Genomic DNA, 13,296 nt, shown 5'->3' on the forward strand with positions numbered 1-13,296 from the left:
TATACACTTATTATAATATGGTTGAAAATACCTTTTTTATGTGATATTATTATGGTGTATTTTAATGCTTTGGTATAAAGCACAATTCGTTTATTGGGAGAAATAGTATGACTAAAGATGAACATAAATTTTTGTTTTCGGTAATTATGCCGATTTATAATGTTGAGGATTATATTGAAGAGGCGATTTTGTCACTTGTTAATCAAACGATAGGCTTTGACAAAATTCAGCTTATTATGATTAACGACGGCTCACCTGACAACAGCGAGGCTGTTTGCCTCAAGTATAAGGAGCAGTATCCTGACAATATTGTGTATAAAAAGATACCAAACGGTGGCGTAAGCAATGCAAGAAACACTGCTTTTCAGTATGTTGATGCAAAGTATATCACCTTCCTTGACCCTGATGACAAGTGGGAACTTTCGTCATTTGAAAATGCCTACAAGTTTTTTGAAGAACATTATGACGAGATTGATGTTCTTGCCGCAAGAATTCAGTTTTTTGAAGAAAATGATGATTTTCATTCGCTTGATTACAAGTTTAAAAACGGCACAAGAGTTGCCGACCTTGAAAACAAAGAAGAATGGTTTTCCGTTCAGTCAACCGCTGCAACAACCTTTATCAGAAGTGATGCACTCGGTGATGTAAGATTTGACAGCAGATTAAAGTTTGGCGAGGACTCAACCTTTATCAACAAGATTATGCTCAAAAAGAAAAAGGTCGGCTTAATTTGTGAGGCGCTATATCTTTACAGACGCCGTAATCAGGGCGATTCTGCCGTTAACAATCAAATTTTTGACAAATCGTTTTATATCAATTCGCTTGTTTATTATCATATGGAGCTTATGAAATATTGCGAAGAGATGTACGGCGAGGTTATTCCGTATGTTCAGTCAATGATTGCATATGACCTTTATTGGAGAATCGGTCACGATTATTATCTTGAGGTCCTTGATGAGCAGGAGCAAAAAGAATATCTTGAAAGAGTTAAAATACTCCTTGACAGAATTGATGATTATATTCTTCTCAACAATCCGAAGCACAAGACAATGTTTAAGAAAAATGAGGCTTTCAAAATTAAGTACGGAAAGACTTTGTTTGAACTCATAGATTTTGATGCCGAAACAGGCACGCTTCATTACAAGGACATGTGGTCACTTTGTTTGCCTAATCAAAAGGGTAAGGTGTGCAAAATTGCTGCTCTTGATGTAAAAGACGATAAGCTTTTTGTTGATGTGTTTGTTGCACAATGGCTTTTCAGATGCACAAAGGACGGCAAAGTCAGCTTTAAATTTCGCTTTGGCGACCAAGAGGTAACACCTGAACTTGTACCTTACGATCCATCAAATGTTGTCGGTAAACTCGGACATCCGAGTTATTATTATCTTTGCAAATGTGAATTCAGCCTTAAAGGCGTAAAGGAAACCGAGATTTGCTTTAGACCGTACATTTCATACGGCGGTAATGAAACATCGGTTTCAATGTCATACAGCAGGTTTATTTCTACTAAAAATCTGTTTAAGCCGTCATATAAAGTTTACGGCAAATATATTGTCAGATGTATGCGAAAGGCAATTAAGGTTTCTGTTCCTAAAGACCTTAAAGCTTATGTGGAAAATGCTGAAAAAGCTTGCGTTGATTACCTTAAAGAAATCGGCAGAGATGACCTTGCAGAAATAAGAGCAGGCTTCCCGAAGTTTAAAAAAGAGCAGGAGAAAAAGGGCAGTGTTTGGCTTTTCTCCGACAGAATTGACAACGCAGGCGACAGCGGTGAGGTTGTGTTCAAGTATATTTGCGAGCACACCCCAAAAGGAGTAAGACCGATTTTCACAATCGGCAGAGCGGCAAGCGATGAGGTTAAAAATCGCCTTGAAGCAATCGGTGAGGTTGTGTATTTTGAGGATACCGAGTTTAAGTATTATTTTCTCCTTGCGGACAAAATCGTTTCATCAAGCGCAGGTGAGTTTACAATTAACGCATTTGAGGACGACAGACCGTATTTTGTAGATATGTACCACTTTGATTTTTATTTTATGAATCACGGTGTAAACTGCGGTGACTGTTCTGCTTGGCTCAATCATTACAATAAAAATATCAAAATCTTCTTCAATACAGGCGTAAATGAGCGTCAGGCAATCATTGACGGCAGATATAATATGACTGCCGACCAATGTGTAATTACGGGACTTCCTCGTTTTGATGCACTGTATGATGACAGAAAAAAGCAACTTCTTGTGCTTCCGTCTTGGCGAAAGAGCATCAAGGGTGCTTATGACGACAAGACCTCAAGTGTTTATTATGACGGCTTTGTAAATACGGATTATTATAAGTTCTACAACGGACTTATCAATGATGAGCGTTTGCTTGCAAAGATGAGAGAAAAGGGATACACGGGTCTTTTCTGCCTTCATCCTATTTTCAGGAAGCAAGCGGTAGATTTCCAAAAGAACGATGTGTTTGCAATCAACGAAGGCTTCATTGATTACAACAAAGTTTTTGCCGAATCATCGGTTATGGTAACCGACTATTCAACCATAGCTTTTGACTTTGCTTATCTCAAAAAGCCTATTGTTTACACACAGTTTGACAAGGAAGAGTTCTACAAAACACAAACTTATGACAAGGGCTTCTTTGAATATGAAAGAGACGGCTTCGGTCCTGTTTGTTATGACTTGGACAGTGCGGTTGACGCACTTATCAAGATTATTGATAAAGATTGCGAAAACGATTATATCGACAGAGTAACAAACTTCTTTGTCAATATTGATAAGAACAATTCAAAGAGAGTTATTGATGCCGTTTTGGCAGACAGCAAAAAAGAAGAAAAGCCGTCATTCTTTAAACGACTTTTTTCAAGAAAATAAAGGTGTAGTATGAATATAGTTACAATTCTTGCAAGCGGTGTGGGTTCTCGATTTGGTTCTAATGTTCCAAAGCAGTTCCACAAAATCAACGGCAAAATGGTAATTGAATATGTTGTTGATGCAATTCTTGAAGCAAAAACCGTGGATAAGGTGCTGATTGTCACAAATGTTGAGGCAAACAAAAGTTATCTGACAAACCTTGCCGGAAACGACAGGGTAGATTTTACAAACGGCGGTGACACTCGCAATTATTCGCTTGTCAACGCACTTGAATATATCAATAAAAATTATGATTGCGACAAGGTTATTGTTTGCGATGCGGTTCGTCCGATGATTACGGGTGAACTCATTGACAAATATTTTGCGTTTCTTGATGAATATTCTGCTGTTGTAACCGCACAGGCAATCACCGATTCACTCGGTTGCTATGATATTCAAAAGGTTTATCGTGACAGATATTATCTTATGCAGTCTCCGGAGGGCTTTGATTTCAAACTGCTTTATGACAATTTTGACCCCGAAAGCAAGCTGACCGAGGTGACCCAGCAGTTGCCGGAGGACAGCAAAATCAAGTTGTATTTTGATTTTAACAATAATTTCAAGCTCACATATCCTGCTGATTTGAAGTACCTTGAAGCACTTATCAATGCAAGGGACAACAATGTTGATTATAGAGAAATTTTCAACAGCGTCAGCAGGCTCAACAGATATTTGTTTGAGAATTATCCGTCACAGACAAAAAATTGGAGTCGCCGATTTGAAAACGAAATTCCAAATCTTCTCAAAAAATGGCAGATAACCGATTACAGAGTTGTCAAGACTTCGCATTTCGGCATTATCTTTTTGGCAAACAGCATAAAATACGGCAATTGCGTGCTCAAAATGATTCCGCCGTTTATTGACAGATACGAGCCTGAAAGAAGTTGTTATCAAACTTTGCCTGCCACATTTATGTGTGAGCTGTATGATTATGACGATACTTGTTCGGCAATTCTTATGCAACAGATGGACAGCGATTTGCCTGATTTTGATAAGGATGACAAAACCGTGCTTGAGTTTTTCAAAAAGGCTCTCGACAGCTATCGGGATATAAAAATCAGCGAAAGTGACCGCCACAAATTCCACAATTATTCAAGCATTCTTCACGGCAAACTTGACGAAAACGATTTTGTTTATCGCAATGAGGAAATTATGCAACTTGTGGCCGAAGCAAATGAACTCTATGACGATGTTTTCGGCAATGACGAATACTTCCTTGTGCACGGCGATATGCACAGATACAATATTATGAAAAGCGATGATTTGATTACTGCCATTGACCCAATCGGCTACATTGCACCGCTTGAACTTGATATTGCGAGATTTATCGGCACGGAATTGACCGACACAACAGACGATGTAAAAAAGAAAAAAGCCGAGCTTGTGGAATACTTTGCTCCGCTTTCGTCAAAGGAGAGGATAGAATCGCTCCTGTTTGTTGATATGGTGTTCAGATGCCACAACAGCCTGTTCGAAAACGACACATTCGAACTCACAGACAAGTGGCTGTCGATATTAAAATAAATTAACAACGCTCCGATGAATATTATCTCGGAGCGTTTTGTTGACATAAATTTACAAATAATATATAATTGCTGTGGACAAAGGAAACTATCGATTAGCGGTAGGCGGTTAGCCCTCTTTGCAAGAGGGCAGTGCCCTCTATTTTTGTTTAGGGGGTGAAGCTATGGAATATGCAGTGATAATTACTCTTGTACTTATTTTAGCAATAACATTGGCAGTAAAAGAATAACCGCCCTATAATCCGCGAAAATTAAGGGCGATTATTTCGATCTTATATGACAAGCGGCTAACCGTCTATCCGACAAGCCCTTTGTCTATTTTTATATTATCATAGCAATTTCTTTTTGTCAATAGGTGACCGATGAGTTGGTTGCTTTTTTATTTTCCCCATTTGTTGATGATGTGCTGAACCTTTTGCGGGTTGTTGGTTGTGATGTTGTCGGCGGTGTTGACGAGGGCACGCTTGATTTGGTACTTCCCGTCAACTGTCCAAATTGAGAGCTTGTAGCCGTTTTTGTGCAACAAATTCGACAAGGTTCGTGATGCGTATTTGTAGTTGCAATTTATACCGATAGCTCCTGTTTTTTCCAGCATATCAATGATTTTTTGCTGATAATCTTCGGTGAAAATGTTAATTCTGCTTGGCATATAGTTGACATAATATTCAACTCCCGGGCAGTTTTCCTTGACCTTGTTTGCCTGAAAAACTTCAATTCCCGTGAGCGTCACACGGTCGGTGAGGCTGTAATCAACTATCAAATCGTGAAGATTTTTGAGCACCCTTGTTTCTCTGATGTCAAGATTTAGGTGCATATCGGTTTTTTTCACTCTTTGAAAAGCGGCGGTAATTTCCGTGCCGTCCGAATTGGTGTTGATGATGTCGTTGCTCATAACGATTGTTCCGTTAGGTCGCTGCCGCACCTCAATTTCAAACGAAGCGTCACCGTGCTCAATTGCCTTTTCGAGCGATTCCATAGAGTTGTCGGGCGTGTTGTACGCACCTGTGTGAGCCGTGATTGTAAATCCGTCAACAAATTTCAAATCGTGCTCGTCAAAGGTTTTGTTGAATGCGTACGAAACCACCATAACAAGCATTGAAACGCTGACCAAAAAAGCCACAACTTGATATGCAAATCGCTTTGCCCATGTGGGTGTCATATTCCGTTTTAAAAACCGCTTGAACTTTTCTATTCGTTTTTTGTTTTTTGCCGTTTTCGCCATATTTTCACCCTGTCAGAATATCAAACCGCCGGCAAGGTATGCAGGCGGTTGTTTGTGCGAATGAATAAATCTTATTTATTTCCTGAATAGTTAGGTGCTTCCTTGGTGATGTAAACATCGTGTGGATGTGATTCAACAAGACCTGCGCCTGTGATTCTGATGAACTGTGCGTTTTGGCGAAGCTCCTCGATTGTGTGGCAACCGACATAGCCCATACCTGAACGCAAGCCACCCATCATCTGATAGATTGTGTCTGATACAGCTCCCTTGTAAGGAACACGACCTTCAACGCCTTCCGGAACAAACTTCTTTGAGCCTTTCTGGAAGTATCTGTCAGCAGAACCGTGGTTCATAGCGCCGAGTGAGCCCATACCACGATATACCTTGAACTGACGACCTTGATAGATTTCTGTTTCGCCCGGTGCTTCGTCACAGCCTGCAACGAGTGAGCCAACCATAACAACGCTGCCGCCTGCGGCAAGAGCCTTAACAATTTCGCCCGAATACTTGATACCGCCGTCTGCGATTACAGGAACGCCGTACTTGTCAGCCATAGCAGCTGAATCGTAAATAGCTGTAATTTGCGGAACACCGATACCTGCAACGATACGGGTTGTGCAGATAGAACCCGGACCGATACCGATTTTAACAGCGTCTGCACCTGCTTTGATGAGAGCCTCTGTTGCCTCTGCTGTTGCAACATTACCTGCGATGAGAGAAACATCAGGAAATGCTTCCTTAACTTTTGTAACATTTCTGATGATGTTTTCTGAATGACCGTGAGCAGAGTCAAGAACAAATGCGTCAACGCCTGCTTCGTAAAGAGCTTGTGCACGGATGAGCACATCGTCTGTTACACCGAGAGCGGCTGCACAAAGAAGTCTGTCCTTGCTGTCACGAGCCGTGTTTGGATATTTAACGGCTTTTTCAATGTCCTTGATTGTAACAAGACCTGTGAGCTTGCCGTTTTCGTCAATAAGAGGAAGTTTTTCAACCTTTGACTTCATCAAGATGTTTTTTGCTTCTTCAAGAGTTGTGCCTGCAACTGCTGTGATGAGTTCCTCCTTTGGAGTCATTACAGTAGAGATTTTTACGCTGTAATCCTGAATGAATCGAAGGTCACGGTTTGTAAGAATACCAACAAGAGTGCCGTCATCCTCGCAGATTGGAACACCGCTGATTTTGTACTTGCCCATCAACATATCTGCGTCTTTTACGCTGTGATGAGGGGAGAGATAAAACGGATTGAGAATAACGCCGTTTTCGCTTCTCTTAACCTTATCAACCTCGGTAGCCTGTTCCTCGATTGTCATATTCTTGTGAATAACACCGATACCGCCTTCACGAGCAATGGCAATAGCCATTCTTGATTCGGTTACAGTATCCATAGCCGCAGTCATAAGCGGAATGTTAAGACTGATGTCTTTTGTGAGCTTTGTCTTGAGCGACACACCGTCAGGGGTTACATCGGATTTTGCAGGAATAAGCAAAACATCATCAAATGTAAGTCCTTCCTTTACGAATTTTTCACCGTATTCTTTCATAACAACCTCCCATTAAATTATAATATTAAAATATTTTATCTATAATACCATTTTAAGTGTATGAAATCAAGACTTTTTTATTTCTCGGCAGCTTTCACAATTTCGGCAACTGTTTCCTCAACTGTATTGTTGTCGCAGTCAATAATCAAATCTGCCCATTTTTGATACATAGGCAGTCTTTCGTTGTACATATCTTTGAGCGAATCACCTTTTTTGACAACTACTCCACGGGTTGTGATGTTTTTTATTCTGTCAACCATTGTGTCGTAGCTCAAATTGAGAAAAATGATTTTTCCGCTTTTCTTTAGGTGTTCCATAGATTTGTCGCTGTAAACCACGCTTCCGCCAGTTGCAACAACGGTTGCGTTTATGTCGAGCGACAAAATTGTTCGCTCCTCGGCAGCCAAAAAGTATTCAATGCCGTTTTCGTCAATTATGTCCTGAAGTTTCTTTTCTTCAAGACCCTGAAACAGCAGGTCCGTGTCAAAAAAATTCTTCAGCAAAGCCTTGGCAGCAAGTACGCCGCATGTACTTTTGCCGCTGCCGGGCATTCCGATTAATATTATGTTTTCCCTGTTCATTATTTAAGTCCAACCTTTTTGCAGTTATATTCCATAGGACAGATGTCGCATTTCGGCTTTCTTGCCGAGCATATATCTCTGCCGAAAAGCACTATCCTGTGGCAGAAATCCGAGCCTTCTTCGCTCGGTATTATTTTTTTGAGAGCAAACTCGATTTTTTTCGGGTCTTTTTCGTTCACAAGTCCGATTCGGTTTGCGATTCTTATCATATGAGTGTCAACAACGATTGACTCCTTGCCGTAAACATCGCCGACAATGAGGTTTGCCGTTTTTCTGCCAACTCCGTTGAGGGTGATGAGGTCGTCAATATTGTTCGGCACGACTCCGCCAAATCGGTCACGCACGCCTTTTGCCATATCAATTATGGAAGTTGCCTTGCTTTTGTAAAATCCGCAGGAATGGATGAGTTCTTCAATGTCCTTGACATCGGCGTTGCAGTAGTCGTCAAGTGTTTTGTATTTTTCAAACAGTGCGGGGGTGACGAGGTTCACTCTTGCGTCTGTGCACTGTGCCGACAACCTGACTGCCACCAAAAGCTCAAATGGATTTGAGGAATTGAGTGAGCAAATCGCTTCGGGATATTCTTTTTTGAGAACCTCAATTGCGTTTAACGCTCGTTCTTTTTTCGTCATTTTTCGCCCTTAATTCTGCTCCAATAATCTTTGTGAGCCTGTTCGTTTTTGTTTGTTCCGTATTCGTAGTATTTTGTGTTTTTCAGTTTGTCAGGCAGATATTGTTGCTGAGTCCAATGATTTGGGCAGTCGTGAGGATAGACATAGTGCTGTCCTTTGATTTCCGCATCCTCGCCGTCAAAATGCTTGTTTTGCAAATGCCGTGGAATAGGACCGAAATTGCCTTTTTTTACATCTGCCATTGCTGTGTTTATCGCTTCGTAGGCGCTGTTTGATTTTGGTGATTCGGCAACAAGAACAACCGCATCTGCAAGCGGAATTCTCGCCTCCGGCAAGCCGACCATCATTGCTGCGTCAACCGCCGCTTTGACAATCGGAATAATCTGCGGATATGCAAGCCCGACATCCTCGCAGGCACACACCATAAGTCGCCTGCAAGCCGATGGCAAATCCCCGGCTTCAAGCAGTCTTGCAAGATAGTGCAAAGCAGCGTTTGTGTCCGAGCCACGCATACTTTTTTGAAATGCCGACACAATGTCGTAGTGCTCTTCGCCGTCTTTGTCGTAGCGCATTGCCGATTTTTGCGTCAGTTCCTCCGCAGTTTCGATGGTGATTGATTTTTCGCCGTCAATTGTCGGTGTGGCAAAGTAGCAGTTTTCAACGCTGTTGAGTGCTTTGCGAACATCACCGCCACAGCCGAGTGCAATTTTTTTCACAACCTCATCGGGATAGGTGATTTTGATGTCGTTTTCTTTTTCCAAAAATTTAAAGCCTCGCTCCACAGCAGGCATAACATCGTTGCAGTCAAGTGCCTTGAATTCAAACACTGTTGAACGAGAGAGTATTGCCGAATATACATAAAAATACGGGTTTTCGGTGGTGGAGGCAATAAGTGTGATTTTGCCGTTTTCTATGTATTCAAGGAGGGATTGTTGTTGACGCTTGTTGAAATACTGGATTTCGTCAAGATAAAGCAAAATTCCGTTTGGTGCGGAAAAAGTGCCTATTTCTGCCACAATGTCCTTGATGTCTTGTGTTGAAGCGGATGTGCCGTTGAGCTTTCTCAACGCACGCTTTGTTTTGTTTGCAATGATTGAAGCAACCGTTGTTTTGCCGACACCCGAAGGTCCGTAGAATATCAGGTTCGGTATGTCGCCGTTTTGAATCATATTGTATAGCGCTTTGTCGGGTGAGAGCAGATGCTTTTGCCCCACAACATCGCAGAGTTCGGTTGGTCTTATTCTGTCTGCCAACGGTTTATTCATCTTTGTTCTCCTTTGAAAAAACACAGCCACAGAAATTCTGTCTGTATAGCTGATATTCTCGGCTGAGTTCGATAGAGCGCTTGTAGCCCTCTTTTTTCTTGAAGTCCGACGGCAACCATTTTATGCCGTATTTTTCTGCAACTTCGTAGCCGATTTCGTTGATTTTTTGGCTGTTTTTCAGCGGACTGATTGAAAGGGTTGTGCAGAAATAATCAAATCCCTGTTCCTTTGCGAGCTTTGCCGTGCTTTCAAGTCGCATACGGTAGCACCTGAAACAGCGTTCGCCACCCTCGGGAACATTCTCGTAGCCTTTTGCTATTTTCAAAAAATCGTTGTAGTCATATTCGCCACACACCAACTTGATTGGGTGCTTTGACGGCAGAGCCTCAATCAATCGCTTTTGCTCTGCGTATCTCTTGTCAAATTCTGCCTTTGGTGAGATGTTCGGGTTGAAATAGTATACCGTGATGTCAAAATAATTGCTCAAATATTCCAGCGTGTAGCTTGAACACGGAGCACAGCACGAGTGCAAAAACAGTTTTGGAACATCTCCGTTTAGGCTGTCTGTGATTTTGTCTAATTCTTTTTGATAATTTATTTTGTTCATTTTATTATTTGCTCAAATACGGCGCAGAGTTGACCTTGCTTCCGTCAATGATAAGTTCAAAGTGGCAGTGAGGTCCTGTTGAATTGCCTGTTGAACCGCCTCTTGCGATTTGCTGACCTTTTTTTACTGTTTGTCCCGTGCTCACAAGAAGCTGTGAATTGTGGGCGTAGAGGGTTACGATTTTTCTGCCCAAATTATCCGTGCCGTGATAAATCATAACATATTTGCCATATGAATAATTCAGTTCTCTTGTTTTGATTACGATACCCTTTTGTGCGGCAACAACCTTTGAGCCGACCGGGTAAGGAAAGTCTGTGCCTGTGTGTGCCTTGCCTGAACTGTATCTGCCGTATGCACAGGAAACAGAGTAATGTCCCGGTGCAGGGTAGGTCAGGTTGAGCACACCTGCGGAATTGTAGTAAAGTGGAGAAGAATTGTTCTCGCTTGGGGTGTTGTTCTTTTTGTCGTTTTTGTCACTCTTGACGGCGGTGGTTGCTTCTTCAGGAGTTTTGAGTCCGCTCAAAACACTGCTGATTTCGTTATCAACCTGCTTCAAAAGTTCCTCGTCCTCGTATTTGTATTCGGAATACATCTGTGTTTTTTGTGCGTATTCCGCAAGGAGTGCGTCACTTTCAGCTCTGTCCTGGGCAAGAATAATCTTTTTTTGTGCGATTTCTGCCTGCTTGCTTTCGATTCCGTCACGCTCGTTTTCGATGATTGCGCTCTTTTCGTCAAGCACAGCCTTGCTGTTTTCAAGCATTGCCTTTTGCTCGGCGATTTTGTCGCTCTTTTCGCTGATTTGCTTTGTCTTTATCTTTGCTTCCTTGAGAAGTTTTGCGTCGGATTTTGACACAGCCTTTATCATTTCGTATCGTGACAAAAATTGGCTGATGTCCTTGCTTGTGAGCAGTGCAACGAGTATGCTGTCCGAACCCGATATGTACATTGCCCTCATTCGCAGGCAATATGCAGAGTAGGTTTTTTGGAATGATTTGTTGAGTTCGTCGATTTCCTCGGCAGTTTCATCGTATTGCTTTTGAACCTTTTTGATTGCCTTTTTCAACTGCTTTGTTTCCTGCTTCAAACCCCTGATTTTTTCACGGGCAGAATTAATCTGTGTGTCAAGAACGCTCAAATCTTGGTTCATATATCCGATTTTTTCATCAAGCGAGTTGATGTATTCCTCGGTTGCCATTTGACCTTTTTGATATTTTGCAAGTTTCTCTTCGCTTTCTTTGAGCTTTGCTTCAAGGTCAACTTTTTGCTGATTGAGTGCTTCCTCGGGCGACATTGTCACGGTTTCGCCGTTTTGGTTGGTAACAGCTTTGCCCTGTGCGTCCGTCATTGCAACACCTGTGGTGCTTTGCGCTTTTGATGAAGAAGATTGCGCCACGGTTGTGCTTTCTTGTGCGTATACGCTGACACTTGCGGTTGACAGCATAGTTAATGATGTTAATATTGCGATGCTTTTTTTGATGATTGGTTTCAAAATGAATGCCCCTTATTTTGCTTGTCTTGTTGAATTATGGCAAATAATATGCCGGATTTACGGCGTCATTGTATGAGCCGTCGCCGAGTCTGACCTCAAAGTGAAGGTGAGGTCCTGTTGAATTTCCTGTTGAACCGCTGAGTGCGATTTGCTGACCCTTGATTACATGCTGACCCGCCGATACAGAGCGAACGCTGTTGTGTGCATAGAGCGTGTAAACAGTTTCGCCGTTTCTGTTAGGGTGGTCGTGCATAATAACAATGTATCTGCCGTAGCTGCAATATCCGTTGCCGTGGTAACTTTTTTTGCAGGTGTCACGGTCGCAGGTGATGTCCCTTGAAATGATGACCGTACCGCTGTCCGCAGCAACGATTTTGTGCCCTGTTGTTCCGCCTGTTGAAAAGTCACAGCCGTTGTGACCTCTGTAGCCGTGGAACGCACAGGTGATTCTTGTGTGATCAGGGCAAGGATAGGTCATATTGATGAAGTCGGAGGAGATTTCGTCCTCTGTTGTTTCTTCTTCGGTTGTCGGCTCTGTCACATGCTCGGTTGTTGTTTCGTTTGGTTTGGTAGCAGTCGGCTTTGTTGTGGTCGGCTTCTTTTTCTTCTTCTTTTTTGTGGTTGTTTGCTTGTTTTGGTACTTTTTGATAGCTTCCTTAATCTCGTTGTCGATTTGGTCGATTTCCTCTTGGGTTATATCGTGAAGCTCTGAATATTCTTTTGTTTGGTCGTTGATTTTTTGAAGTGTTGTGTTCGCTTCAATCTGTTGCTTTTCCATAGCCGATTTCTTCTTCTTCATTTCGGCTTCTTTTTCGTTGAGCGAAACTTGTTGAATTTTCAAACTTTCGGTGTCCGACTTGAGCACCTTTTGAGTTTTGTTCAGTTCTTCTCGCTTTTCGCCAAGCTGTTTGCGTGAAGTTTGGACTTGCTCAATTTTGGTGTTCATCTCTTTCAGGAGTTTGCTGTCTTTTTTTGCAACGGCAGACACCATTTCAAGCCTTGTCAAAAAGTTTTGTATTCCGTCGGAAGAAAGCAAAAATGTAAGCACGCTTTCGGTTTCACCGCTGACATAAATCGCTCTGACTCTTTGGCAGTATTTTTGCCAAACATCATCGTATTCTGCTTCAAGAGTCACCGATTGAGCTTCCATATCTTTTAGGCTAACTTCAATTTCTTTGAGCGTTTGGGTGTTTGTGCTTATGCTTTCCTGCGTTTTGTGCACCCTGTTTTCAGTTTCGTTCACTTCGCTTAAAGTGATAGAATACTGTTCTTTGAGCGTGTCAAGTTTTGTGTCGATTACATCAAGATATTCCTGTGCGTCATCTTTTTCCTTGCCAAGCTCTTTGAGTTTTTTGTTTGTTTCCTCGAGCTTTTTTTCAAGCTCTTCTTTGCGTTGTTCCTGCGATTGGGTTGTTTTTGCACCAACGGGTGTGCAGATTGCCGCACTTGTGCATATTAAGCACGCACTCATCAAAACAGAAACAATTTTTTTAGCATATCTATTCATTCTGCACCTCCGTAAAATTCTAC

At 42.0% G+C, this 13,296-nt stretch carries 10 protein-coding genes; 2 read left to right on the forward strand and 8 right to left on the reverse strand.

Going from position 1 to position 13,296, the window contains the following annotated elements:
• The first annotated feature begins 107 nt into the window (after window positions 1-107).
• Together B5D29_RS00430 and B5D29_RS00435 are read left to right on the forward strand one after the other, a co-directional pair.
• Entirely contained in the window at window positions 108-2,864 is a 2,757-nt protein-coding gene (locus tag B5D29_RS00430) for a bifunctional glycosyltransferase/CDP-glycerol:glycerophosphate glycerophosphotransferase (protein WP_078767605.1), read from the forward strand.
• Between the two features lie 9 nt (window positions 2,865-2,873).
• Entirely contained in the window at window positions 2,874-4,427 is a 1,554-nt protein-coding gene (locus B5D29_RS00435; RefSeq protein WP_078767606.1) for a 2-C-methyl-D-erythritol 4-phosphate cytidylyltransferase, read from the forward strand.
• A 378-nt stretch (window positions 4,428-4,805) separates the two neighbouring features.
• On the opposite strand, the gene B5D29_RS00440 is transcribed toward B5D29_RS00435, so the two are convergent.
• From B5D29_RS00440 to B5D29_RS00475, 8 genes are all read right to left on the reverse strand, one after another.
• Window positions 4,806-5,648 (reverse strand): glycerophosphodiester phosphodiesterase, encoded by an 843-nt coding sequence (locus B5D29_RS00440; RefSeq protein WP_078767607.1) that lies wholly within the window; start codon window positions 5,646-5,648, stop codon window positions 4,806-4,808.
• Between the two features lie 71 nt (window positions 5,649-5,719).
• A complete protein-coding gene (gene guaB, locus B5D29_RS00445) occupies window positions 5,720-7,192 on the reverse strand; it encodes an IMP dehydrogenase (protein WP_078767608.1) in 1,473 nt (490 codons plus the stop codon).
• Between the two features lie 77 nt (window positions 7,193-7,269).
• Window positions 7,270-7,773, reverse strand: coding sequence for a shikimate kinase (locus B5D29_RS00450; protein WP_078767609.1), 504 nt, complete (start codon window positions 7,771-7,773; stop codon window positions 7,270-7,272).
• A complete protein-coding gene (gene nth, locus B5D29_RS00455; RefSeq protein WP_078767610.1) occupies window positions 7,773-8,405 on the reverse strand; it encodes an endonuclease III in 633 nt (210 codons plus the stop codon). The genes B5D29_RS00450 and nth overlap by 1 nt, the downstream gene beginning before the upstream one ends.
• A complete protein-coding gene (locus B5D29_RS00460; RefSeq protein ID WP_078767611.1) occupies window positions 8,402-9,670 on the reverse strand; it encodes a replication-associated recombination protein A in 1,269 nt (422 codons plus the stop codon). The genes nth and B5D29_RS00460 overlap by 4 nt, the downstream gene beginning before the upstream one ends.
• Window positions 9,663-10,277: an epoxyqueuosine reductase QueH gene (locus B5D29_RS00465; RefSeq protein WP_078767612.1), complete on the reverse strand. Its 615-nt coding sequence runs from the start codon at window positions 10,275-10,277 to the stop codon at window positions 9,663-9,665. The genes B5D29_RS00460 and B5D29_RS00465 overlap by 8 nt, the downstream gene beginning before the upstream one ends.
• Window positions 10,278-10,281: 4 nt before the next feature.
• Window positions 10,282-11,766 carry a murein hydrolase activator EnvC family protein gene (locus B5D29_RS00470; protein WP_078767613.1) on the reverse strand — a complete coding sequence of 495 codons (1,485 nt, stop codon included), beginning with the start codon at window positions 11,764-11,766 and terminating at the stop codon, window positions 10,282-10,284.
• Between the two features lie 34 nt (window positions 11,767-11,800).
• Window positions 11,801-13,273 (reverse strand): murein hydrolase activator EnvC family protein, encoded by a 1,473-nt coding sequence (locus B5D29_RS00475; protein WP_078767614.1) that lies wholly within the window; start codon window positions 13,271-13,273, stop codon window positions 11,801-11,803.
• Window positions 13,274-13,296 lie beyond the last annotated feature (23 nt).

The sequence above is a fragment of the Eubacterium coprostanoligenes genome (assembly GCF_900167205.1).
GTDB classification, from domain to species: Bacteria; Bacillota; Clostridia; order Oscillospirales; family Acutalibacteraceae; genus Eubacterium_R; species Eubacterium_R coprostanoligenes.

Coding starts and splice junctions, on each gene's coding strand:
- B5D29_RS00430 (WP_078767605.1), top strand. CDS start 108: ATGACTAAAGATGAACATAAATTTTTGTTTTCGGTAATTATGCCGATT.
- B5D29_RS00435 (WP_078767606.1), top strand. CDS start 2,874: ATGAATATAGTTACAATTCTTGCAAGCGGTGTGGGTTCTCGATTTGGT.
- B5D29_RS00440 (WP_078767607.1), bottom strand. CDS start 5,648: ATGGCGAAAACGGCAAAAAACAAAAAACGAATAGAAAAGTTCAAGCGG.
- guaB (WP_078767608.1), bottom strand. CDS start 7,192: ATGAAAGAATACGGTGAAAAATTCGTAAAGGAAGGACTTACATTTGAT.
- B5D29_RS00450 (WP_078767609.1), bottom strand. CDS start 7,773: ATGAACAGGGAAAACATAATATTAATCGGAATGCCCGGCAGCGGCAAA.
- nth (WP_078767610.1), bottom strand. CDS start 8,405: ATGACGAAAAAAGAACGAGCGTTAAACGCAATTGAGGTTCTCAAAAAA.
- B5D29_RS00460 (WP_078767611.1), bottom strand. CDS start 9,670: ATGAATAAACCGTTGGCAGACAGAATAAGACCAACCGAACTCTGCGAT.
- B5D29_RS00465 (WP_078767612.1), bottom strand. CDS start 10,277: ATGAACAAAATAAATTATCAAAAAGAATTAGACAAAATCACAGACAGC.
- B5D29_RS00475 (WP_078767614.1), bottom strand. CDS start 13,273: ATGAATAGATATGCTAAAAAAATTGTTTCTGTTTTGATGAGTGCGTGC.